Origin of the sequence: Rickettsiella endosymbiont of Litargus connexus (assembly GCF_964277335.1) — a bacterium.
GTDB lineage: Bacteria > Pseudomonadota > Gammaproteobacteria > Diplorickettsiales > Diplorickettsiaceae > Aquirickettsiella > Aquirickettsiella isopodorum.
This window is the reverse complement of record NZ_OZ195516.1, coordinates 704,514-729,304: the sequence shown is the minus strand read 5'-3', so window position 1 is coordinate 729,304 and position 24,791 is coordinate 704,514. Positions and strand designations below refer to the sequence as shown.

The window sequence follows — 24,791 nt, the reverse complement described above, 5'->3', positions numbered from 1 at the left end:
AATTAATCTAAATTAACTGCATCTAATCGTTTAACATCTTGCAGCTTCTTTTCGCGCGAAATAAATAAAATGCGATCAGCAATTTTGTTGATGAAATGCCGATCATGACTCACAAAGAGTAATGTCCCTGGATAAATCCGTAAGGCAGTTACCAGCGCTTCTGTTGCTTCAATATCTAAATGATTAGTCGGCTCATCCAGAATCAAGACATTTGCTGATTCCAAGACCATTTTAGCCAATAATAAGCGCGCGGCTTCACCGCCGCTTAAAGCTAAAATATCTTTAAGTACATCTTCTTTATTAAATAATACTTGTGCCAAAGTTTTACGTATCGATTGTTCACTGATGCCTGAGGCATAATGCTCTAACCAGGCTAAAACCGTAGCATGTTGATTCAGTAAATCGTGATGGTCCTGCGAAAAGTAACTGATATGTGTTTCATACCCCCATTCCACACTACCTTGGTCAGATTGAATCGTGTTGAGTAATAGTTTAATCAGTGTTGATTTACCAATACCATTTTCACCCATAATAGCTACTTTTTCGCCACGCTTTATCTCAAAATTGAGTTGTTGGAAAAGTTTTTTCTCTTGAAAGTTTTTGGATAAATCTTTAACTCGCACAACCATTTTCCCCGAGGGACGCATCGATTTAAATTGAAATAGAGGGGATAATCGCGACGATTGCTTAATATCCGGGATTTCCATTTTAGCGATCATTTTTACGCGTGACTGAGCCATTTTTGCTCGGTTGGCACTGGCACGAAACCTATCCACAAAACTTTGCATGCTCGCTATTTTAAGTTCCACGCTACGTTTTTCTTGGAGTTTTTGTTCGATAATTAATTGTTTTTCAGCAAGAAATTTTTCATAGTGGCCACTGTATTGACGGATTTCACCATAATCTATATCGAGTATCTGATCGGCCAAGCGATTGATGAATTCAACATCATGAGAAATAAAAAGTAATAAACCAGAAAATTCATTTTTTAAATATTTTTCCAACCAGATAATGGAGATAAAATCTAAGTGATTGGTCGGTTCATCTAATAATAAAATGTCAGGCTCTTGAAATAAGGCTTGAGCAAGCAAGACACGTAATTTAAAACCACCCGATAGCGTGCTTAAGGGTTTTTCATGATAGGGTAGTTGTATTCCTAAGCCCATTAAAAGCTTCGCCGCTAAGGCGTAAGCACTGTATCCATTAAGCCTCGCAATTTCTTCTTCCAGTTTTCCGAGACGGTTAATATTTTTTTCATTTTGTAAATCACTGTGTAGCAGATTTTCTTTCTCTTGCATGGCTTGCCACAAGGCAGGCTTTCCTTGTAAAACGATATCGATAATCAGTGTATTTTCATAACGAAATTGATCTTGTTTTAGCCATCCAACGGTAGCGGTTTTAGGAATGGATAAATTGCCCGCGACAGGCTTTTCTACGCCGGTGAGTAATTTTAGAAAAGTAGATTTTCCAGCACCATTAGCACCCACTAAAGCATAACGACTGTGTGTGGATAGAATAAGATTAACATCATAAAATAACAGTTTTTCGCCATATGCCATGCTGAGTTGATTAATTGAGATCATATTTTTTACTCGAAAATTTAATTTTTTTGCCGATAGTATACCGGTCTAAGCTAAAAGGCTAATTTTCGATGACAATTTGAATGATTATTTTCCAGTAAATAGAGAGAAGATAGTAATTGACGATAATAACTGTTCCTAATCATTCTAAAAATTTAAGATTTAAAGATTATTTAATAAAAAACAGATTGGAAGAATTAAAAAGTTATGCTAAATTTATTTTATATAATCTATAATATGTACCTCTATAAAGTTATACATATTAAATGAATAACTTTATTAACTAATTAAACTTTTCACCTAATACTATAAATAAATAGGGAAATTATTTTATACATTACTATCTAATTAATTTCACTTTTCAAAAAAAATGTATTGTTTTAGCTTTTACGCTGTTATTTTTTTACGATAAATAAAAAACGTCTCAATAAAATATAAAAAATAATCTTAAAAGGAGATGCCTATGCCACTGTCAATTAACCATTCTGAATTTGAAACACCAACTAATAATAATCAGGATCCTTGCTTCATTGATATAGATAAAGATGTTAAGAAAGAAACTCTTGTATTGAACCAGGAATTGACTGAAGTCGCTGACAACGCATTAAACACAGTTATCAAATATTATTTAGATGGAAAAGGGCATACAAGTTTACCAAAACTCATTCGAGATCAAGTTATATTATTAATTGTGGCTATCACAGGGGCCGGCTTATATGCAACAGCAGCCGATGATTATGCGCAATCTATCGGTGAAAAGTTAGCGGGTCGTATCAACTATATGGTATGTACCTGTTTGCCTGCATTAGTCGTACTATATAATTCAACCGAACTTTTTTTAATCATGCGCAGATCGGAGATTATTCCTGCACAGCTAAACCAGTATTTAACTAATCCTAGCACACACTTACAAAAAAACTTAGAGGATATTGCGATTACTATAGGAGCCGCAATTTCTGCATTACCTTTGGCGGCAGTTAGCTATATGTATCCTATTCCAGGGTTATCAAAATCATTGCTTCTATTTCAAGGAATTATCGTTTTAATTGACAATACGATACTTCATCTTTTTCCGTTTAAGCTAGCATTTTCAGAACCTTTATATCGTCTCCCCAGTTTGCCATTTGAATGTATCGTTCGACAAATGATGAATTGTCGACTGAACCAAGAAGTAAAGGATAAGAAAAAGTTACAGATGCAAATAAATCAATCGATACAGGCGATTAAACAACGTCTCATCAATCATTTGGAATGCGGACAAAAACTTTTAAGCATTTACGGATTTAAATTCCTAGGCTGCAATTACGCCAACGAAGTAAAAAAACAAATTGATGATGAATACAGTCGACAAAATTTACCCACCGGATTACTCATTGCTTTACTAAATTGTTTACATGATATGGCTCCCCATCAATCTATTTCACCACTCAGTAGACTAAGAAAATTTTTTAGAATACTGAGTTATGTTCCCGGTGCATTGTGGGTTATGTCCAGCTGCGCAGGTTTTTTAGCCGCACCCGTTAATGAAATGACAGAATTAACGGGTAGTCCGGCGTTAGGCGCCACGTTTTCGACACCACCAATTTATTTTTTAGGCGTATTATTATCCTTTTTTGGTGGTAATGCGTTACAAAATACGTTTGATTATTTCACTGATTGGAAAGAGGATGCGGTTAAAGTACCGATGGCTTTTAAACTTTACCCAAAAACTTCGGTGCTGCTCATTTTCATTTCGATGTATTTGTCTGCATTTTCTTATGCGGCAGGGGCGCAATTAATTAACGATAACTTTAAAGGGGATTTAGCATTTTTACGTCCTTATTTACTTTATTTAGCCAAAACAGGTTTAACCTTTTTAGGTTTTACTGCCATGATCGATTTTTTTAATAATATGTTAAGCAAGTTTGGACAATATGGTCGCAATGAGGATGCTCAAACAGTCATTAAACTTTCTGAGGCTTTCGGCCAAATGAGTAATAGTTTTCAACGAATGAAACCGGTTCCCTTGTTAGAATCTTTAGCGTGTATGAATGAAGGTTGTTTAAATAGTATTTTAAATGTAAAGGATAAAACCGATCAACAAAGTTTCAGTGAAATACTTATTCAGCTAGCCGAAAAGTTAAAAGTAAAGTTGCTTAAAGAATTTGAATCGATAGATTTAGCAGATATAGACGAAGCTAAGTTCATTAAGCTATTATCTCAGCTAAAAAATGATTTGTGTTACACCGTCGATAAGATTGAGTCGCTATTAATTTTTTTCGATACGGATCAAAAATCGGATGCGTTGCCTGTAAACTTAAAAGAAGTTTGCCAGGAATATAAAGCCGTTTGTAAACTCATCGCAACACTAGATGGTGTAAGCTTAGCTTATGAAAGAGAACTCGATACTTTTCCTCGTGATGATCGTTACGCAGGTCCTTCTTCAGAAACAACCCCTTTACTTATAACACCAGGAGGTTCTATCCAAACCAGGTTTTTTCATCATTATGCGAGTACTAGCCATAGATCGAGTCTTTCGCCAATAGATTTAACAATCGCATCGTCGCAAATAGGAAGGTAAAAATCTAATCTGAGGTATTCCAATAACGAACTTGAGCTTATCTTTAGATAAGCTCAAGTCCAACTAACATTTTTTTATTAGAAAAAATTTCACCTAACCAAAAAGATAGCGCGCTGTAAAAATAATATTATGGGCATGTAAGTTTCCAATATCAACAGATTGAAAACCTGAATTTAGACCGCCATCAGGAGTAAAGTTAAGCTGACCTAACTGAAGTTGACCAAAGTGATCATAGGAATAGCCTAAGCTAAGCCAAAAATTAGTGCCTACTATAAAATCCAATCCTACACCTATATTATAATTCCAATCTGTATTCGTTTTGGAGCTCGTATTTATTAAACCGGTGACGTCCGTTATAGTCTCTTTCTGACTTGTATGATTCCAAGAAGCACCTAATCCAAGGTTCAGATAAGGCATCAGTCTATTAAACCACTGATAAAAATCAATTTTCCAGGTGAGCAAAGCACTATTTTGCTCTATTCTATACGGGATATCTAGATCTACTGGGGTAGTAAAAGCCAGTATCACGGATGTATCTATCGTGACCGGCGTAGTATAGCGATATTGTACGCCCAAGCTCATAAAAGGAAAGAAGCGGTTGTTCAGATCGGAAGTAAAAGGATGATTCCAAATATAACCTAGTTCACCTTGAAAATAGATAGGTGAAGAATTATAGTTAGGAGAAAAGCTTGTTGGTATTGGAACTAGAAGAATTGGACTGTATTGACCAGTTCCTGCTCGGTAATCAACAGAGTCTCCAATACCTATGGAAGCATACCAATGAGGTTGGCATTCTTCTTTGACCTCAGTCAAATTACAACAAGCCCATGCTAAACTATCAGTAGCAAATGATAATAAAATTGCGAACATCCCTAAACGCAAATACGACATATAAATTAACCTCAACCATCCATGAAAGAGTAACACAATTGTAATGCATAGAAATTATTTGTAAAGTTATACCAATACCAACTAGAGGCATTACTTCCGATAACTTTTATTATCGGATGTACTAGCTTAACTGTAACTTTTTAAATATATAATTTCTCAGTTGCTTATTGCTATCTAGTTTTATTTCACTTTTTCGATTTTCTGCCAACTTCCGTTCCATAAGAAACGGTATATAGCCTAATCGATTACTACATAGATCAAGCGGTTCTTAAATATAGATTGGTCTAATTAAGTTAGCATCCTGATTTTAAATAAAATTTTTATGCATAAAATACTAGCCAATAAATAAAAAATAAAATATAATTTTACAACTAGGAAAGTAAAAATAATTACAAGGAGATATTATGCCCACTCCACCCCATCTTTCAAACATCCGATCGTACCTGCCTTCAATTCGTGACGAGTAGTTGGATTATATCTGTTTGCATTTGCCTATACGAGGTTGGTTGGGTACTGCTAGATAACTAAGAACTCTAAACAATAATGTAAATATTATAAGGAAACTATCATGTTACTCTCAGACGATAAAAATAAAATAATTCCAGAATTTCCAGTGGGAACAATAGTCATGTTTACAGGAAAAGAAATACCTATTGGATGGCTTTTGTGTGATGGAACCAATGGAGCCATAGATCTTCGCGATAAATTTATTCTTGGAGCTAATGATCTATCATCAGTTGGATCTAAAAACCCTCTTCGCATTCAAGGAAATGCAGACAATAAATCATGTATTGTAGAAACCTCATCAGAAACTATAAATATTGGTATTAATGCGCAAGCTACAATATTAACTATTGATCAAATACCAGAACATACACATCATGTTGGGTTAAGATTATCCGAATCAGCTGTGTCAAGTTACGACAATGAACAAACAATGGAAGGTAAAGATATTTGGCAGATAAATTGTCAAAAGATGAATGGTAGAGTTTGGGAGTCAAGCACTTCATCAGTGGGTAATAGTAATACTAAAGAGCATAATCATAATATTGCTGTCGATCAAGTTCCACATAAACATCATGTAAATATTATACCCAGTTATTATATTTTAGCTTTTATTCAATATGTTGGGTAAAAAATATAGAGAATTACTTCAGGGTCTAAAATTAAATAGGATATAGAATTATGAAAGAAGAAAAAAGTCTATCCTTGAGAGCCAAGGCAGGTGGCGTAGTATCAAGCATGCTTCCAGTTAATGCTTCTGAGTGTATTATGTCTTCATATAAACAATTTAATCAAAATAACTACGCTAAAAATTCATTTATAAGTAGCGCTACATTTTCATCATTGTTGTCTTCAGCCTTTTCTAGCATAGCGTCTATTCCTGGACTAACAACATATACAGATGAAGGTTTTTTTAATTATACGCTACAAGTTCAAAATGATTCTGAATGTATTATACTTTTATATGATATATATTTACTTCAGAATGAAAATAATAACATAGGAGATATAGTTTATATATCAAGCTCTATTAGCTATTTACTAAAAGGAGAAAAAGGGACGATAGATATAAAATATAAATCAATTAGGGACGTCGATATTTATCTAAAATTCGTTGTCGTCTCTATAGATCCAGAAATAATGCACCCAATAAAACCTGGTGATATAACATCAGTAAAAGACGAAAATCTGCCAGATTTTATTATTCATATCAAGTTATCTGAAAGTGTTACAGACAAAATCATAATGCAAGATGTAACAAACAATAATATTAATACAGAAGTAAAACAATCGGATTTAATATACGATAATATGATTTGTAGTCTTAATTTTGCATTATTTTCAGGATATGAAGGCAGTTTTGCTCCGTCATTTGGTGTTGCAATGAATACGAGTTTTAGCGCTCAAAATTCAGGAGAGGCGCAAGGAACAGTATTGTTATTCACCCCCCAAAAGGAAAGAGATCGTCAAGATCGTTATAGCATGAAAAGCGGTAATAATAACCCAGCGGACGAAGCTAAACTCGTGAAAGCAAGACATGCATTACGGAGTTTATATACTATTTTTTCTGGTGATTTTGCAAAAGCTAGAATGTTGACGCCTGTTGAAATAGCAAGTGTTTTATCGGCTGCAATGGGTATGGCTAGCGCTCTTAACTCAAGTAGACAGAGTAAGCATAAAAATGTTAATAATTATAATTTAATTATTAATAATCAAACAAATTCTTTTATTTCAATGTATAGGGTTAATAACATTACATCTAATGAGGCTGTATGCCCTATAATAAAACCTAATCAATTAGTTAATATACCTTATTCTAAATCAACAACACTTGATGATGAATTGAACTTTAAATTATTGGTGAGTAGCGACATTGACGAAGAATTTTCTGAAATCGAATTTGAAATTAACAACTATGGAAAAGGCAATAAGTTAGGCGTATCAAACATCATGTTGAATAGAAATCAAGAATCTAGAGAATCCTTTAAAAATATGCTAAAGGGTAACAATAATATTGAAACACAATTTTATGAGTTTCGCGATGGTAAGCAGAATTATAAATTTTTCATTATGATGACAGAGCAAAGTTTCGTGGAAAAAGGCACCATTAAATTAGATATACTTTCTGTGAAAAATAGCATGGAAGATGAATTCAAGACGGGCTGATTATCGGTTCTGTAGCATAAGGATCACGCGGGACACAGGCATAATATGACATCCAATAAGCGGAATTATCGGCAAATCAGGAAGTCGGGTAGGTGACGACGTTCCTGTTTAAATCGTTGTTCGGGCGTTTCTTTTAAACGTTCGGTTAACGCTTGATATTCTTGGTTCAGCACTCTGAGACCGAAGCACTGGAAAAATATAGGCGTTTGGTAATTATTCTTTGCTAATGCAAGTAAACCGGAGCAATTCGCATCATTCAGCGCGGTGTTTTCGAAGTTCGCCTGTTTTAATACAGGGTGCTCCGCGAGTTTTAACCCTAAATTTTCCCAGTCAAGAAGTTTTCCTGCGACGAGCCTCGATAGATTGAAAGACACTGAGTAATTCTTTTGCAAGTTCATTTCGAGAGAGTGTCAGTTTAGTTTCGACTTGCTTCGCTGCAATCCGCTGGGCAAAATGAGAAGAACCATTGGTGCTTTCAGCGCTACTGGAGCTGTCAGACCGTCTTATACAAATAGAATTTTTTTTTAATACGGAATGCTGCCGATCGGCGGTAGGGATCAAGTCTCACATTATTTAAATGAATCGATAGGTGACACCCGAATCGAGTTCTTCAAAACTTGCTTTCAGTTTTTTAAAGCTGTTTACCCGTTAAGTAGTTGCCTTGATAAATAAAAAAACCATCTCTTTTAAATTGTTTTAACGCGTCACCAAATGCGTTCATTTCTATGGGTTCCATTATTTTAATTATGTGCCGTCAATTTTATTACACATTTAACAAAAAGTTAAATGTATTTTTTTAGCCTATCGACGACACATTATTTTTAATTTTAAAAAAGTAAACGTCAGCAAAAACATTTCTAAATTATTTTTCGATCTATTGGATGTCTTTATACATTATAATAGTAAGCGTTTCTTTTTTTACACTGGAGTAGGAAAATCGATGCAAAAAAAAATAGTTATATTTATTTCACTTTCTTGTTTGGCAGCGTCTACTTTAGCAATGGCTACAGAGAAAGCGAAAACTTACATTCTCCAAGGCCTCATTGAGAACATACATTTTGCAGCTGATAAAAACGGTAATAATAATCGCTGCTATATCGCGATTAGCGACCCGAATAATAATTATTACTCGAACGGTTATCATTTTGCTGCAAGAGATATCTGTTTAATGGCGCAAAAGGCATTTATATTGGGTTTAGAGGTTAGAGCAAAAGCGCAAGGTGAAGTGGGATGGGGTCCAAATTATATTGTGGATATACATTATGCAAATAGAAATGCCTGTTGGCCCCAAGCCCACTACGGTCAAGAATGTAAAAATGAAAGTGAAACAATGAGCCAATCAATTAAATAGCATCATTGATGTATTAATTTATGTAATGAAGCAGAGAAAAAGAACGATGTTTTACACTTTACAATTTTTAAGCTTTGCCCTGCTATTTTTTTATAGTTCTTTTTCACTGGCTATCACGTATTCAGTTGATTTTAGTTCTCCTAAATCCTATGTGGATTCATTAAATAAAATAAGAGAGCGTATTGGCATACGACTTCCAAATTTAACTACTTCTCAAGGAAATATGAGCATCAGTGTTTTCGTTTTATCGCCCAGCGTCTCCAACATCGGTATCATTGTAACCTTACAAGGGATTGATTATGATGATCCGAATACAAGCGTTCCAATAAGATTAGTTTTATCGCCTGAGAATCTTTACCTCGCAGGTTTTATTCAAGGTAATACTTTTTATAGATTTCGAGATAGACAAAATACGGTTCTGCCGAGTGACATCCATCTACAAATCGTTGATCTCACTACAAGTTCAGATTATACGGAACTTGAACGAGTCGGCAACGTTCGTCGCGATAGATTGCAAATAAATAGGCATAGCTTGGTAACGAGTTATCGCGATTTAAATCAGTTCTCAGGAAATGCACTAAACCAAGCTTCCGCGCGAGCGATGCTACGGTTTATAACCGTACTTCCAGAGGCCCTAAGATTTAGGCAAATACAAAGAAATTTTAGATCTGTCCTGAGTCAAACCACCAGTGATTCACATTATATCCTGAGTCCTTCTAACATCAGTCTAACACTCAATTGGGGAGGATTAAGTGCGACTTTACCGAGCTATAGCCCTGATTCAACCCAGGTGCAAGTAGGAAATATTCGATTAAATGGACTCACAGAAATTTTGTACGCAGTAGCATTATTACTTGACTGCTATCATCAACCTAAAACAAATGTCTATGCACAATGTTCTATGGCGGATCCAATCGTTATCAATAAAGTAATCTGGGATAAAAAAACCTTATCCACTATTCTTAGTGAGTAAGGCCTTTATTCACTATGGCTTAAAAAATTCACATTTCAACACATTACTTATTTTTGATAGACCAGTGCCCTGCACTCAAAGCCAGAAAATGACATAAACTCGGTAGAGATTATGATTTCATTAGAAAGGTCAAAGACTACGCTGATAGGTGCATAACCAGAAAATTTTCCAGCAACAATTTCCATGACATTAACCTCCTTCTTTCTAAAAAAATTAGTTAATGTAAACATATCTCCTTGTGGATTTTCTAGTACGATTCCTAAAGTATATTCGTCTCCCGTAAGATAATGGACAAGCCTAATTTTTTTATTCTGAACTGCATAGATTATATCTTTTTCTTCTAGCATTACAGAATTATAGTTTGAATCTCTCGCTATAAAAAAAATATAAAATTTATTACTATAAGGACAGATTGATCCAAAAGTATTTAAACACTCTCCAATCAGCTCGATTCTACTGAATTCTTTAATATCACTAAACAATGAACGGTTCATTTAATTATCTCTAGCTAATCAATTTTTTTAGATTATTCACACTCCATTTATCCATTCATATAGAAATTTTCAGCTAAACCACATTTTTTATAAGTGGTTTTATTATTCATTTCAATGGGGAAAATATCAAATTTAAGCGAATGACCTTCGAAATCCCAAGCACGTGAACGCATCTGACCTTCGATACCTTGAATAATCGCGTGCACCGTAAACCCCCCTAAAATCCAAAATATCCAAACGCTGGGATCGACGTGAGAATCAACAAGCAAAGAGGGTTTAGACGTATAACTTAGACGAACTGTAGGAATGTTATTATCCTGATGTAAATAAACGGAATAGATCCCTGAAAGGGAGAAAGTAACATAACTACTCTTTTTAACGACATCACATCGACCTGTGGTATTAATAATTACAATTTTGTTATCTAAAATTTTTATCGTCGCATTATCGAAATAAGGTCTATATCCGGTGGAAACTTTTTCCAAAGGGATAAGCCCATTGTTTCCGATAGTATGCATTTCATTTATTTTAAAATTAGAAATACTCGATCCCTTAAATAACCCGGGTAAACCCGGTAAAATTACTCGCTCAACAAATGCCCATTTTGCGATAGCGAAACCTACTGACGATCCTTCTGCAATTAAAAAAGGATCAAATTGAAGTTGTAGATCGGCTATCTTAGGTGGTTTTTTATTAATTTCCAAAATAGCAAGAATACCTAATGAACCTAATTTACCATTGATAGATTCGTTATATGAATACTGAATTATACAGGGTTTCATCCAACTAATTTCACTACCGCTTGGAAGATTTACGAGATAAGAAAAAACAAATTTGAGTTTTTCTTGATTGTCTACAATCATCTCTGCCATGCGTTGACTGAAAATTGCTGAAGAAAATTTTTCATTACTTGGAAAAAGATCATTGATATCATCCTCTAAAATGACAATATTACCCTCCCCAGACCGTAATAACGACCGCTTGGTAATGACGTTTTTGCAGTTGAATCGAAGCTGTGTCTCAGTATTTATATCAGTTCCTACAAAGGTAAGTTCAATTTCGAGCTTAGGACAAATCCCGTCAACAATAATGTCTATTTTCTTTCCGGCAATTGTCGTTGACAGTTTTCCTTTTTTTATAGGTGTGATAAAATTAATGCGTTGTGAGCTACCTCCGGGTACAATCTGCCAGTTACCAAACACGCCCGTTATATAATCACCACTATCGTGTGTATAAGAAAAGTCGCTAATCATTAAATTTCGAGATTGTTCAAGTTCGCAATTAACCGCTTCACATGAAGTTGCACAGACAATGTCCCAGTTATACATATCCATTTTTTACTCCTTTTATTATTAGGTAATATTCAGTCCGATGACAAAACTATCCGCTAACGTTGCTGATTTTAGTTCCATATTGTCTACTCTAGGCCATTGAATGGCGCCTGTTAGATTATCAGCAAAGACACGGAAAGAGGGTACATCATTATACTTATCCTTATAAATCGCATTTGCTAAAGTAATTGCACCAAAGGTAATACCGGTTGTTGCCGCAGTAATTGTGACTCCCAGTTTAACCGCATTAAAAACGGTAGGATTTCTAGCAATACCGTTTTGGATATCGATGGCTATTGGGGCCAATTTTTCTAAATTTATTGGCATACCCAATAATTTAAAACTAAAACTGGCTGTTCTCGTTGCTTCACTACCAATGAGAGTCGCTTGAGCACCTTTGGAAATCGCTCCTGCTACCCCTATACCTAAGGCAAATACTGAGGCTATCGAAGTGATAATTCCTGTTACTAGACTTAACCAATTTAACCACTTATCTAATTCTACATGACAATATACATGAGCTTCCCCCATGTCTTTTTCATCGGGAACAAAAATAGGTTCTCCTTTTTTGTTTTTTTCAACTTTATATTTAAAATTTTGTTCAAGACTCATATAGACGGTAACGCCAGCACGCGGACGATAATGTGCATTAGAAATGTTGATATGAATATGATCAGATTGAAGTGTTAAAATAAAAGAATTTTTAGGTATAAGGGGTGACCATATTCCATCCTCACCTTCGAAATCTTGCCAAACCATCTCTTTTTTGTTTGAAAGTGATAAGCCGGTTTCGCTAATTTCGAAGTCTTCTTCGGTCGTATTTTTAATAAGATTGACTGCTGCCTTAAGTAGAATATGTTTAACAAACATGGTCTTACTGATAATGAGTGCAGCATTTGCACCGAAGGGCTTAACAATCTGCAAAGCACCTACATCGATTGTCTGTTGTCGCTCATTAATATCTGTTTTTCCATCAATTAATGCCAATGTTCCAAAAGCTGCTGTTTTACCATCAATAGAATTATTTGCAGCATAGCTATACGCAGAAGGTTTAAGCCATTGAAAATCTCCCTGACTTGCTTCCAAGCCGATAAGTACTATTGAAAATATTTGTCCAAAAGCTTCAATATTATTATTAAACCAAAGTTGGAAAGCGCTTTCACAAAGTAAAGCTAAATTGTTATTAACAATTTGTTCATTTGTAAACGTTGAAGAAGTAACAATTATTTTCTCTTTTTGTGTAATCATTAATTTGAAACACTGCGTTGTAGCCATAAGAATCGATGTCTTATCATTTTCAATCCATTTTTTGGGGTCATCCACTATTCCATCTAAAGCCACCTCTATATCTAGGTAGGATAATGTTCCATTTGCATTCATTTCATAGTGTTTGTTATAAAATTCAACGTCACCATCTTTTATACGACATCTAAAAGAAATTTTTTTTCCACTTGCTTCATGTAACATCTCCCATGTATCCCATTTTCCAACTATTTTTAAATCATAATTTACAATCGTAATACTTTCTTCAAATTCTGATGGATAAAGTTCTTTACCTTCTAAATTAATTATTTTATTCATCGTATCAATATCTGTGACACTGACAACATCCCAACCACTTGTCGATATAGAAGCCATTTTTTTTCTCCATATAATTTTTTTATAAATTCTTATTTTTTATTTTTACAATGATGACAATTAATTTATTATTTATATCTCAATTATCGACAGATAAAATCTAATACATTAGATTTAGATAAATGTAAGTAAATTTTACTCCTTGTTAAATAATACTTTATACTATTTTATTTAATTTCAAATAAAAAACAAATACGTAATATCCTATTCTTTATATGTTTTTTTCTTAATAACTGGGTAAGAATCAACAATATTTCACAAGATAATTTGAGAGAGGAAATCTAAAAGTGATTTTTTATAAAATTTAATTTCTGTAAAACAACCCGCGATACTTTACGAAAATCCAATGCTTATTTATTTGCTTTTCGAAAGGGAAAATCGGAAATCGATTGACTGCTTGGAGTATTACTTTCAGCGCTTTTTTCTTTATTTTTAGAGAAAAAACCAGGTCGAGTCTCTTCATGGTCCTGTTGGATTCCGGAGGCAACGGCCTCCTCGTGTATTGTTGAAATTTCAAGGTTCCGAAATGCAGTCGATAAGGAACCCGGATAATTCGCTTTTCTTCTATTTTTTTTCTTTTTTACAACGGGATTTCTCATTAAACTCGAGACCGTTTCTATGGGCTTTCCACTTCGTGATCGCTGATTTTTTTTTTGCTGTTTTTGGACTGGCGCTAATTGATCGTAAGAGTCAAGTTGATACTTTGTTTCTAATTTTTTTTGGTTTATGAAGGAAGGATTCAGTGCAAATAAATGTTGATTAGATGGCGTTAAATCAAGCTCAGTATAATATACTTTATCTGTTTTTGGAATCATTGCTGATTTTTTTGTTTGCTTTTTTTGTGTGTTTATAGGATCAACACAGGAAGGTGAAGCATCCTTTCTCGATGAACTCGCTTCTAGAGATTCATGTCCAATTTTCTTTTTAGGAATAACCATACAATTTTTTTCAGGATCAAGATAAATACGCACATCATTCGTTTCATCAACCAATAAAAGATTCGCATATTCAGACTTTTCTGAATCAACGGATTGTCGCTCAGGATAATATTCACTGGGTTGAGAATCGTCATAGGGACTGTATCCGGGTTGTTTTTTAGGCAGTGTTAAAGAAAATCCTTCTGGATCGATATAAGCGCACGTATCATCCGTAACCTCTTGAAGCAAAAGATTTTCATATTCAGACTTTTCTGAACCAACATAAGATGCGTTAGAATAATAGTCTTGTGTTGAGTCATCATAGGGATGGTGGCTCTTATAAAGCGAATAAGCTCCCGCCTCTGCTTTGCTTAAAGGAACATTAGTATATTCTGTTTGTTCAGCCGGTAAAAATTTTTTTGTTCGTCTCGGTTTTGGCGTAGGCGCACCCGCTACTTGAGCTTTCTTTTTCTTCTCTTGTTCTTGGGTTTCCAATAAATTTTCAGGAGAATGAACGGGAAATTTAGTTTCCTTATTTTCGAATGTTTTAATTCTACCTGCCGTGTTTTTTTTCATTGTGTTGATTTCCGTAATATTTTTTCCGTTAGCTATTTTTATAATTTATAGTTTACAATATTTAATAAAATTATAAAATTATAAAATTATAAAATGGAAAAATTCACAATCAATAAAAATACGTTTATTTAATTCGGCGTAATAATATTAAACATAGGCGGAAAATTATCAAATAAATCCATAAATGCATCAAGCTTTTGTTGGTTACCTTCTAATTTAATATCACCAGTTGATATATCGTGCATCATATTTTCTTGTTTTAAGGTGAGCTTATCAAACGTACTTCTTTTAAGATTTAAGCTCACATCGGCATCTTTAAAGTGTTTATTGGGCGTATAAATCAATACTGAATGGTCTATTTCAAGTGCATAGGATTTGTTTTTATCCGTTAAATTGAGATTAATTTTAAATTTTTTACCTTCTGCTTTATGGCTATTCAATCGAATACCCATAAAATCAAGATACATTTCTATGGGCATCGCACGTATTGTATCGGGGCTCGCTGTTTCAGTTCCCGCCACTTGAGGGACACCATGACGGAGTTCGTAAGCCCCCATCAAATATTCATTTCGCCAGGTTGCATTTTCGGATTGATAACCCAGTTGTTCAAAAGCATCTGCTTCTAAGTAACGTGCCGCTTTGTTATTAGGATTGGCAAAAACAACGTGATTCAGGACTTCAGCCACCCACCGATATTCCCCTTTTTGGTAGTATTCCCGTGCTTTGTGGATAACGGCTTCTTCTCCTCCCATAAATTCAACATAGCGTTTTCCGGCTTCTGCGGGGGATAAAGGATTGAGATGGGCCGGATTGGAATCATACCAACCGATATAACGTTGATAAACTGCTTTCGCATTATGACTCACGGAACCATAGTAGCCTCGATTATACCATTCACTCGCTAACGATGGGGGTAATGTAAGCCGATTACCCACTTCTGTTAGGGTATACCCTTGATTTATCATATGAAGTGTTTGATCGTGGATATATTTGTAAAGATCTCTTTGTTTTTTTAAATAATTCACAATGTTTTCCGTACCCCACATGGGCCAATGATGTTGAGCAAATACCACATCAGATTGGTTCCCCCACCGTTCAATTGCTTCATTGATTGTTTTCCACCAACTCACGGGATCTCTAACTTGTGCTCCTCGCAAGGTATAAAGATTGTGTAAGGTATGAGTCGCATCTTCTGCCATGCATAATGCCCGCTGTTTTGGGAAATAAATAAGCATTTCAGCCGGAGCTTCAGTATGGGGCGCCATTTGAAATACCATCTCGACGCCGTCAATCATTCGTTTTTCACCTGTTTTACGAATAACATCAGTAGGCGGAATTAAGCTGATATTTCCCAGTGATATTGTTTTTCCTAAACCAGCATCAATCTGGCCTGTTTCGCTTTTGGGCAATAATGCACCATACATATAGGTTGCGCGCCGGCTCATTGCATTTCCTGCATAAACATTTTCACTTACAGCGGCGCTTAAAAAGCCTTCTGGGGCTATTATTTTTACTTTTCCGTTTGCAACCGATTCAGGGGTTACGATCCCCTTCACACCGCCATAATGATCCGCGTGACTATGCGTATAAATAACCGCAATAACCGGCTTTTTAGGCCGGTGCTGATAATATAACGCAAGTGCTGCATTTGCAGTTTCTTCAGTGAGTAATGGATCGATGATAATAAGGCCTTCTTTTCCCTCAATAATATCCATGTTAGAAAGATCATAACCCCGTACTTGATAAATATTATCCTTAACGTGATAAAGACCATAATTCATGTTGAGTCTTGCTTGATGCCAAAGACTTGGATTCACGGTCGAAGGAGCTTGGAAAGAGGCTGGGATAAACGCATAGTTTTTCATCGACCAAATCACCTGACCGTGTTTATTTTTAATCTCTAAATCGGGAGCATTTCCTATAAAATGAGCTTTTGCATCGTCAAAAGCTTTTTTATTATGGAAGGGAAGTTTATTGAGGAAGGATTGGTTGGCTGATTTGGTAAATTGAGATGCTGCTTTTGGCGTTAAATCGTCTGCATAGACATTCAAGCCCAACACTAATAAAAAAAAGGGAATCATTTTCAAAAACATAACTGCAATCCTATAAGTAAAATAAAAAAGCATGACTCTTTATTATTAGGATCAAATAAATTGTAAGTTGAGTGCAGCATAAATTTGCGTTAAAGGCTGCCCTGCTCCCTTATGAGAAATTGAAAATTGTGCTTCAATAAAGAGATTATAGATAGTTTTCCCAATTTTGCTGACTTTTCCAAGACCAATGCTCAATGGAATAACATGGCTATTGGGAAAAAAATTGAATATCCAAGTCGGTGCTGTCCTTAAATAATAACCTTGACCTAATTGATAGAATGCAAACGGCTGTAGAGTAAGCAGACTGGTATGTTCTCTGTTTTTGTTACCTGTAAAATCGGCCTGATACGTCATTAATCCGCCAAATTGAATTTTTTTTGATCTCCCATTGAATACACGATTGCAAGCCCTCCTTGCCATTGGTTATTTCCTAAAACACTGGGGCTTGCTGTGGGTGCGACAAGCAAAGGACCGACGCCAAGCTTACTGATGGATTTCCTGTATTCAATAAATAGGCAGCGAAAATATTAAAATCACCACTTCCCGTTTTATGCGATGATTCGGTAGGAAAGTTTTGGATTGTGGACATCTAATCGTTATGAGTGGAAACAGCTAAGCCATGTATTTATCGAACATTCGAATTTGAAATACTTAGCTTTTGGAACGACACCACTTGATACAGAGGCTTATTCTGCTTTATCAGACAGAGCCTGTGGATAATTGGGCATTGATGGAAATTTATAATCAGATCAATCAGCGCTTATCGGAGCCTTGCTGGATACGATTTAAAAAAGAACAATTACCACAAGAGAGGTTACTGGATGTAGCACTCGAAGCTTTAGCCGAGGTCAATGAAGTTAGAGTTATACAACAAAAAAGAAACTTAGATTATGGGGAAGAAGGGCATAAATCGAGATTTAATACATGTTTTGAATTTTTGTTAAGCAGTCAAAGAGAGTTGGCACTATTAAATTGTGAAAAAGAAATGTGGCTAGAGGAAATCTATGTATTCCCGAAGGTCTATGGAGATTATAGTGCTTACGTGAAAGAATATTCTGCCTTATTTCAATTGCATTTGGATACATTCATTTCAACGCAAGGAAAAACAGTGGGTTATCTTTTACTTGAAAAGGCATTGGAAACAAAAAATGCAAAAGCCATAGAGGCTTTACTTAAAGCTAACGTGAACTTATTTGAAATACCCCCTAATAAAGAACCTTTTTTAAAGAGAGCGCTACAAGGGAGGAGACGCTGCGCTATAAAGAAACTATTGCTTGGTCACATTAGAAAAAATTCGAGTTTGATGGAGTTAGTCGTAGGGCATTTCAGTGAACACCTGCAATAAGCTATTTAACCTATTTTCTTATCCGAATCTTACCAACAAATGCTGCTTTTGGTTCTAAACCAAAGAACCGCAGAATGCAAAGAATTCAATCAACTCTCAGAGAATTCACGGAAAACGCTGATAGAAGGTTGATTTTTTTGTTGGGTCCATTGAGATGCCTCTTTAAAAGCCATTTCATTGGCATAGACATTAAAAGCTAAACATAATAGAACAGATGAAATGAGGCTTTGTATCATATAAAAAAATTATAGATGATTTTTTACCATTTTGCCGATTTTTCCAAGACCAAAGCTCAGCGGATAAAAATTAAATTGAAATTAGCCATACTCATAATTAATTAAAAATTATAGATAAAAGATAAAATATGATTGATCTGATTTTGTTTTAATGGAGTTTGGGATTGATATTGATTAATATAGCCTATTTCTAAAAATTGGGTAGTGGATAGGTGAAAATTAATACCAAGAAATAACCTATTTTCTCTCAATAAACTATTCGATGTATAATTTGTTCTATTGAGACGAAAAAAAAGCTCATCATAAAAGTAAGGATTTATTATTCTTACGAAGCGATATTTCATTTCAAATGAAATTCTTTCTCGAAGTTGAAGAGCTATTTGACTTTGATTCCCACGCATTATCTCTTCTAATCGTGATCGTGAAACAAAACCAACGGATTCATTTGGGTGAATAGGCCAAATAAATTGCTGAAACAAACGATTTTCTTGATAAAATTGATGATAAGGTTCGTGACCTGACCATCGATAACCAAACCAGATACGTGTATTAAATAAAATTTTTCGACCCAAACCGCCCTCGAGATAGGCCGTTTGCCAGGGATAATTTTTATGAATAAATCTTAATTCGGATGAAATTAAATAAAGCCACGGACTCTCTTCAGAAAAACTTTTCTGTGTATTTATCCCTAACCAAAGTTTTTCATTTTGCTCCAACGCAAAACATGTTGTGGTAAAAAGCAGTAAAAATAAGCCAAAAATATAGTTGAATTTCATCATTATATAAAATGCTATCTCTATTAATTTAATTTAAGTAATAGACATCAATTCGTAAAAATAATTAAATAATAAATTTTCCCTGAAAATGGCCAGGGTCACAGCAAGCATCAGAGTACAGCATGGTTTGCCACATCGGATAATAAGCATAGGTATCCAATGACTCTTTTGAGCTTATTCACCTTATCCATAATAATCTAGAGTATATCATCCTATGGGATAAGACTATTATATATCATGTTTTATTATCAATTAAACAAATTTACGACAATTAAATTTTAAAAAATTACTTAATTTAATGTTAATAATATTAATTTATAATAAATTTTAAAAGAAAAAATAGTCTTTCTTATAAGGGTGGTTGTTATTATGTTTTTTCTCAAGCCTAAATTTAATATTAAAGATTTGACAAAAAATAGTCCTGAATTAAGCGAAGTTTTTCATCATAAAAACCAAGGTATTCCTAAAAAAGATTTACTTGCTTTATTAAAACGAGTTCAAGAAAAAAATATTGTTTTACTTATTCGACCCGTTGAAGTACTGACTAAGGCCTTACATGAACAAGGGAGATTTCCAACTAAAAATTTTAATATTAAAGGAAAATCATCTTCATGGGGTGCATGGGCGGGTTTTATTCCTATCGATCAAGCATATAGTAAATTAAATAGCAGTAATCCTGAGAAAATAAAAAAAGCCAATAAAGAGGTTCAAGCTTGTATAATAAACAAATTTGCGCAGGCTATCCACTTAACAATCTCTGAAAAACGTTTTCAAGAATTACAGAATAAAAAATTTATTTTTCTGCAAGGCCAAGAAGATGAATATTTGAGAATTAATTGTCCTCGTCCCCCTTTTACAAGTAATAAATCTGAATTATGTTATGCAAAAAAAATTAATGCCATGGAATATGCTCTCTATACGGCTGAAAAGAAATCATTTCAAGTTTTAGCAGACATGCATTTAAATAGGCCGCTGATTGCTGATTATGACTTATTAGCTATTTTTCGTACCTGGAAGGATTTTAGTCAAGATAATATTAGACCTAACCCTGATGTAACTTTAAGGGAACGTCATCGGAGACTTTCTCCTATCGAACAGCGTCGTTCTATGGAAAATGAAAAAAACTTCTATGGCCGAGAAATCCCAAATTTAGGTAATATTGCTCCTGAAACAATAAAAATACTTAGTGAATTGAATCAAGTCTTAAATAAGGGAGATTATTTAGAGTGCATTCATCATAATGATGATGCTGGTTCACCTGCTAGTGATCCGACAGCAAATTATCCAATAACGGCTTTGCTACCTAAACTTAAGGGACTACCTGAAATAGTATTAATTGATTCTGCAAAAGAGTTTGTTGATTTTATCGAAGCTATTAAACAGCATGAATTTCGCGTTGAAGCGAACCCTTTATGGGAACAAGCGGTTCAATTAGCAGCTAAAGAAGATTTCTATCAGAAAATAATTCGTTTAGAGCATTTAAAAAATAATCCAGAAATTTTGAAAAATTCCTTAAGAGATATATTTACAGCCATCGGTATAACTGATTCAACCTTAATAAAAGAAATAACTTATGTAGTATTACTCACTATGAAGCATAATATTCATATTCAATTTAAAGATTTTTTCAAAAGTATCAAATCATGTTTATTGACTAATTCAGTGTTAGTAAGCCAATGGTGTAACGTATTAGATAAACTATTAAGTAAAGGCTTGTTAACAGATGACGTTTTTTTCCAAATTCAGTGGCTTGTAACACAACTCAAAGAAGATATACCGGGTTTTTCTGAACTTTCCGCAACAATAATTAACTTTGAAAATTTTGAGAGTTTACAGCAACATCAAACTAAAGAAAGGCTGAATGAATTATTGAGTTTGGCTGAAACATGCATCCATGATAATAAATTAGATAAAATCAAATTTAAAGCCGGTATAAATGAAGGTTTGCTGAAGTTATCATTAGAAACCATAGAAGAATTAACAGCCTCGATGCTATTTAAACTATAAAAAAGTTATTTTTAAATATTAATGTTATAATAAATAAAAATACTTTTCCTAAAAAATCAAAGGAAAGTTTATGCTACAAGAAGAAAGCCCTTATGTGTGCCCTATTTCTAAAAAGTTTTTTTTTGATCCCGTTTATTTGCTATGCAATGATAAAAAACATATTTTCGAAAAAGAAGCTTTGCAAGATAAGTTAGCTGAAAATTTAAACTGCCCAAAGTGTAAAATTCCTCTTGACAGTAAAAACCAAATTCTAGAAGCTAATGACATGAAAAAAAGCATCTATGAAGCGATACAAAAAAATCAGCTTTTGGTTTGTAATCAATACCTTCCTCGTGAGGTCATTTTTAGTTTACTTTGTGAAGGTAAGCTAAAAATGCCATTAACAACCATAGAGAAAATACTAAACTATAACTATACTCATCAAAAATTAGAGCTAAAAGAAAACTTGAGTTTTATATTTTTAGATAATTTCACAACAAAAAAACAAAAATTAATTTTATATGCACTAAAAATCCAGCCACAACTTATGGCCTATTTTTTACGGAATTCCATACAAACTTCCCAATTAAAGCTGATCGTTAAAAAGTTAACGGACATAAAGGGTGCCTTTAATGAAATAACTATCAACCAGTTCATTACACACACTACGGCTAATCAGCAAGAATTTAATTCGGTGAGTTACTTGTTGCTCTCTAATGTTGAAGGAAGAGAAATCTTAAAAGAAAATAGTGCCCTATGCACTCTTATTGGGGAAAGATTATCGGAAGATAGCCTCAAACAATTCGTAAATCAAACTACGCATAAAGGTACATTATACTATTTATTAACTGATGAAGAGGTTGGCCAGAAAATATTAAAAAACCATACAAATTTGAGAGATAAAATGAGTTACATTGGAAAAACACTATTATCTAAACAAATTATCGATGGACCTGATAAAGGTCAAACCTTGCAGAACTTGTATAATCAAGTCATTAATTCGACATCTCTAACTAAGAGATTGACACATTAATAATCAATATCCCATAAATTTAATTTAAACTTATGGGATATTTTCCATTCTGGATCTTTTTTGGTGTTTCAATCAACGGATCTTGTTGATCAACCTGATCTCGAGTGATTAAATTAAAAAATCCTACTAGCGGTTTGGTTACACGTGATAATCGCTGTTGCCCTTGTTCAACGCGTCGTTTTGCCTCGACTAATGCCCTTTCTTGTTCTATTAAACGATCTTGATCCGGTTTAATAGATCAGTGAGTCCTTGTAAGGTAATGGGATGTCATTTGCGTTTATGGATGTTCGCAATCTTATTACTATCAGTTAATCGTTTAGCATGGGCTAACAATTTGATTGATATCAAGGAACAACCGCATTGGTATGCTGCCTTAGGGGTTGGAGATTCTCTTGATTACCGAGCAAGCACAGGTTCGTAGCACATAATATTATTTTTACAGCGCGTTATCTTTTTGCTTAGATAAAGACGTAAGATTAATATTATAAAATATTGACGAGTCCGATTTAATATCAATCTTTAATATCAATCCGAAACTAATTTTATCTTTATGCGGTGATTAATTCATAAGCTTGACTAAAATCAAACGGTTTTAGCATCTCTTCAGGCGTTAACCTCTTAAGCACTTTAGATTCCAAATAGCTATTTATAGAGGAAATTGTTTTAGGAACAAAATAAGGAAAAAATTCTAAATTCGGTAAATGCCCTAAAAAACTACGTTGATAATGAGGATGCGGTGTTGCAATATCACTTTCTAAACAAACTACTTTTTTATTTAAAAAAACCGCTTCCATTAATGTAGAAGACACATGATTGCTAATAACGATATCGAAACACTTTATAATTTCTATAGAATTCCAGTGAGCTTCACATACTTGGGCAACACTATTTTTTTTAAAATAAGCTTCTACCTCTTTATGATTGTCCCATAACGGAAATTTAATAGCGGTATCTTCATCCAGTAAAGGTTCAAAATATTGAAATAATCCTTTTAATCCATAAAAATCTTGTAAATGTTCAAAAATAGAAACAAAAATTATTTTTTTTCTCGGTACAAAATCAGAAGGTAAGGTTTTTATGCTAGGCGCATATTTAATCCATCCCATTTCTTTAATTTCGGTTAAACCTGAATAAACAGAAAAAAAGGAAATAGGATTAAAAAATAAATCAAATTGATCGATAAATTTCCATTCGTAGCAACCGAGTGGTGTTGTTAAATCATGAGGAATGTAAATAGATTTAATCGGCTTTAGGATATCTAATAATTCAAGTGGAGGTAAAATATCAGATATATATCTACTAGCAGCTGACTTCGAAAGAAGTTGGATGCGTTCGTTCCCTCTTTCTAAATGAGAGCTTGTTATAAATATAATCTCTCGTTTTGCAAGGCGTTTCCAATCTGACAAGGAAAAAGCTATTGACATTAAATCGATTCCTATACATTCACACTGTCGAGATCTTAAAAAATCGACTAATGGGCTCAAAACATATTCACAACCTAAGCCCATAAAAACATATAATCTAGTTTTCATTTGAAAGTTTTTCTAAGTAATTGAAAAAAGTTTTTGTACTAGCCCTGTAAATAGAGATACCTTTAAATGTAGGATGTATTTTTTTATCGGAAGTAATAGCATAGTGTCCATTTTCTGCAATTAAGCGGCTTCGTATACAATGTTCTCTAGGATAGGTGGTAGTAAAAGGCCCTAATACTTCAAAGAATCCTATATTATGCAAAAACCACCTTATATAATGATCGGTATAATATAACTCATCTTTTTCAACATAAAAGGTCTTAACATAATTTTTTCTTTTAAAATTTCCGAGGCTAACTATTTTTTTACCTGGAATATAAATCTTTATCGCAATAATTAATTCATCTTGGCAGTTCATTCTTAGTTTAGTTAAATAAGGAATATCTCTAAAAAGAAAAAGAGAAAAACTTGGATCCAGTAAATAAATTGTTGAAACTTTTGATAATTTCAGTAAAAAAAGATTAAAATCTTTGCAGAGCGCAATAGGTTTTAAATTCAGATGATTAATTATCGTTGTTAAATATCCATTCAATGAAGAGTTTCTGGAAATAATTATGTTATTATTATTAATGGAAAAAGAATTTTTTACTTTTAAAAAAATATTTAACAAATCTCTTCCCTCTTCAGGTGAATAATGATTATCAAGAATAATATCTAGTTTGTTTCTTCTAAAAATACGCTTACAGGCTAAATCATTATCAAGATCTTGATCTTTAACAGGAAGTATAAGCTTTTTTAAAATTTTTATAGGTAATATAAAATAATAGCCAATTTTTTTGAACAGTTGAGTTACAGGAAAAATCATAAAA

Annotated in this window: 21 protein-coding genes; 10 read left to right on the top strand and 11 right to left on the bottom strand. The window is 33.8% G+C overall.

Going from position 1 to position 24,791, the window contains the following annotated elements; all coding sequences use genetic code 11:
* Positions 1–2: 2 nt before the first annotated feature.
* The gene (locus ACICP9_RS03250; RefSeq protein ID WP_395498818.1) at positions 3–1,583 is read right to left on the bottom strand and encodes an ABC-F family ATP-binding cassette domain-containing protein; all 1,581 of its coding nucleotides are present in this window, start codon (positions 1,581–1,583) and stop codon (positions 3–5) included.
* Between the two features lie 460 nt (positions 1,584–2,043).
* Here ACICP9_RS03250 and ACICP9_RS03245 point away from each other — a divergent pair, with 460 nt between their 5' ends.
* Positions 2,044–4,140, top strand: a complete 2,097-nt coding sequence (locus ACICP9_RS03245) for a hypothetical protein (RefSeq protein ID WP_395498816.1) — start codon at positions 2,044–2,046, stop codon at positions 4,138–4,140.
* Between the two features lie 93 nt (positions 4,141–4,233).
* On the opposite strand, the gene ACICP9_RS03240 is transcribed toward ACICP9_RS03245, so the two are convergent.
* Entirely contained in the window at positions 4,234–5,031 is a 798-nt protein-coding gene (locus tag ACICP9_RS03240; protein ID WP_395498814.1) for an outer membrane protein, read from the bottom strand.
* A 568-nt stretch (positions 5,032–5,599) separates the two neighbouring features.
* Between ACICP9_RS03240 and ACICP9_RS03235 the strand changes: the two genes are divergently transcribed.
* The 4 genes from ACICP9_RS03235 to ACICP9_RS03220 all read left to right on the top strand — a co-directional run bounded on the left by ACICP9_RS03235 (position 5,600) and on the right by ACICP9_RS03220 (position 10,025).
* The gene (locus ACICP9_RS03235; protein WP_395498812.1) at positions 5,600–6,166 is read left to right on the top strand and encodes a hypothetical protein; all 567 of its coding nucleotides are present in this window, start codon (positions 5,600–5,602) and stop codon (positions 6,164–6,166) included.
* Positions 6,167–6,216: 50 nt separating this feature from the next.
* Positions 6,217–7,701 (top strand): hypothetical protein, encoded by a 1,485-nt coding sequence (locus ACICP9_RS03230; RefSeq protein ID WP_395498810.1) that lies wholly within the window; start codon positions 6,217–6,219, stop codon positions 7,699–7,701.
* A 940-nt stretch (positions 7,702–8,641) separates the two neighbouring features.
* Positions 8,642–9,052: a hypothetical protein gene (locus ACICP9_RS03225; RefSeq protein WP_395498808.1), complete on the top strand. Its 411-nt coding sequence runs from the start codon at positions 8,642–8,644 to the stop codon at positions 9,050–9,052.
* Positions 9,053–9,098: 46 nt separating this feature from the next.
* On the top strand, positions 9,099–10,025 hold the full coding sequence (locus ACICP9_RS03220) for a ribosome-inactivating family protein (RefSeq protein ID WP_395498806.1): 927 nt from the start codon (positions 9,099–9,101) through the stop codon (positions 10,023–10,025).
* A 47-nt stretch (positions 10,026–10,072) separates the two neighbouring features.
* On the opposite strand, the gene ACICP9_RS03215 is transcribed toward ACICP9_RS03220, so the two are convergent.
* The 6 genes from ACICP9_RS03215 to ACICP9_RS03190 all read right to left on the bottom strand — a co-directional run bounded on the left by ACICP9_RS03215 (position 10,073) and on the right by ACICP9_RS03190 (position 17,494).
* Positions 10,073–10,519, bottom strand: coding sequence for a hypothetical protein (locus tag ACICP9_RS03215; protein ID WP_395498804.1), 447 nt, complete (start codon positions 10,517–10,519; stop codon positions 10,073–10,075).
* A 47-nt stretch (positions 10,520–10,566) separates the two neighbouring features.
* A complete protein-coding gene (locus tag ACICP9_RS03210; protein ID WP_395498802.1) occupies positions 10,567–11,847 on the bottom strand; it encodes a TULIP family P47-like protein in 1,281 nt (426 codons plus the stop codon).
* 24 nt (positions 11,848–11,871) lie between these two features.
* A complete protein-coding gene (locus tag ACICP9_RS03205; RefSeq protein WP_395498800.1) occupies positions 11,872–13,488 on the bottom strand; it encodes a TULIP family P47-like protein in 1,617 nt (538 codons plus the stop codon).
* Positions 13,489–13,838: 350 nt separating this feature from the next.
* Positions 13,839–14,981, bottom strand: a complete 1,143-nt coding sequence (locus ACICP9_RS03200) for a hypothetical protein (RefSeq protein ID WP_395498798.1) — start codon at positions 14,979–14,981, stop codon at positions 13,839–13,841.
* Between the two features lie 128 nt (positions 14,982–15,109).
* On the bottom strand, positions 15,110–17,074 hold the full coding sequence (locus tag ACICP9_RS03195; RefSeq protein WP_395498796.1) for an alkyl/aryl-sulfatase: 1,965 nt from the start codon (positions 17,072–17,074) through the stop codon (positions 15,110–15,112).
* Between the two features lie 51 nt (positions 17,075–17,125).
* Positions 17,126–17,494: a hypothetical protein gene (locus tag ACICP9_RS03190; protein ID WP_395498794.1), complete on the bottom strand. Its 369-nt coding sequence runs from the start codon at positions 17,492–17,494 to the stop codon at positions 17,126–17,128.
* A gap of 159 nt (positions 17,495–17,653) precedes the next feature.
* Here ACICP9_RS03190 and ACICP9_RS03185 point away from each other — a divergent pair, with 159 nt between their 5' ends.
* Together ACICP9_RS03185 and ACICP9_RS03180 are read left to right on the top strand one after the other, a co-directional pair.
* Positions 17,654–17,794: a hypothetical protein gene (locus ACICP9_RS03185; RefSeq protein WP_395498792.1), complete on the top strand. Its 141-nt coding sequence runs from the start codon at positions 17,654–17,656 to the stop codon at positions 17,792–17,794.
* 10 nt (positions 17,795–17,804) lie between these two features.
* A complete protein-coding gene (locus tag ACICP9_RS03180; RefSeq protein WP_395498790.1) occupies positions 17,805–18,419 on the top strand; it encodes a hypothetical protein in 615 nt (204 codons plus the stop codon).
* A 337-nt stretch (positions 18,420–18,756) separates the two neighbouring features.
* Here the strand turns inward: ACICP9_RS03180 and ACICP9_RS03175 are convergent, their stop codons facing one another.
* Positions 18,757–19,434 (bottom strand): DUF2490 domain-containing protein, encoded by a 678-nt coding sequence (locus ACICP9_RS03175; protein WP_395498788.1) that lies wholly within the window; start codon positions 19,432–19,434, stop codon positions 18,757–18,759.
* A 366-nt stretch (positions 19,435–19,800) separates the two neighbouring features.
* Here ACICP9_RS03175 and ACICP9_RS03170 point away from each other — a divergent pair, with 366 nt between their 5' ends.
* The 3 genes from ACICP9_RS03170 to ACICP9_RS03160 all read left to right on the top strand — a co-directional run bounded on the left by ACICP9_RS03170 (position 19,801) and on the right by ACICP9_RS03160 (position 22,871).
* The gene (locus tag ACICP9_RS03170; RefSeq protein ID WP_395498786.1) at positions 19,801–21,438 is read left to right on the top strand and encodes an anthrax toxin-like adenylyl cyclase domain-containing protein; all 1,638 of its coding nucleotides are present in this window, start codon (positions 19,801–19,803) and stop codon (positions 21,436–21,438) included.
* Between the two features lie 70 nt (positions 21,439–21,508).
* Positions 21,509–22,450 carry a hypothetical protein gene (locus ACICP9_RS03165; protein WP_395498784.1) on the top strand — a complete coding sequence of 314 codons (942 nt, stop codon included), beginning with the start codon at positions 21,509–21,511 and terminating at the stop codon, positions 22,448–22,450.
* A 259-nt stretch (positions 22,451–22,709) separates the two neighbouring features.
* Entirely contained in the window at positions 22,710–22,871 is a 162-nt protein-coding gene (locus ACICP9_RS03160) for a hypothetical protein (protein WP_395498782.1), read from the top strand.
* Positions 22,872–22,998: 127 nt separating this feature from the next.
* On the opposite strand, the gene ACICP9_RS03155 is transcribed toward ACICP9_RS03160, so the two are convergent.
* Together ACICP9_RS03155 and ACICP9_RS03150 are read right to left on the bottom strand one after the other, a co-directional pair.
* On the bottom strand, positions 22,999–23,982 hold the full coding sequence (locus tag ACICP9_RS03155; protein WP_395498780.1) for a hypothetical protein: 984 nt from the start codon (positions 23,980–23,982) through the stop codon (positions 22,999–23,001).
* On the bottom strand, positions 23,972–24,787 hold the full coding sequence (locus tag ACICP9_RS03150; RefSeq protein ID WP_395498778.1) for a hypothetical protein: 816 nt from the start codon (positions 24,785–24,787) through the stop codon (positions 23,972–23,974). The genes ACICP9_RS03155 and ACICP9_RS03150 overlap by 11 nt, the downstream gene beginning before the upstream one ends.
* Positions 24,788–24,791 lie beyond the last annotated feature (4 nt).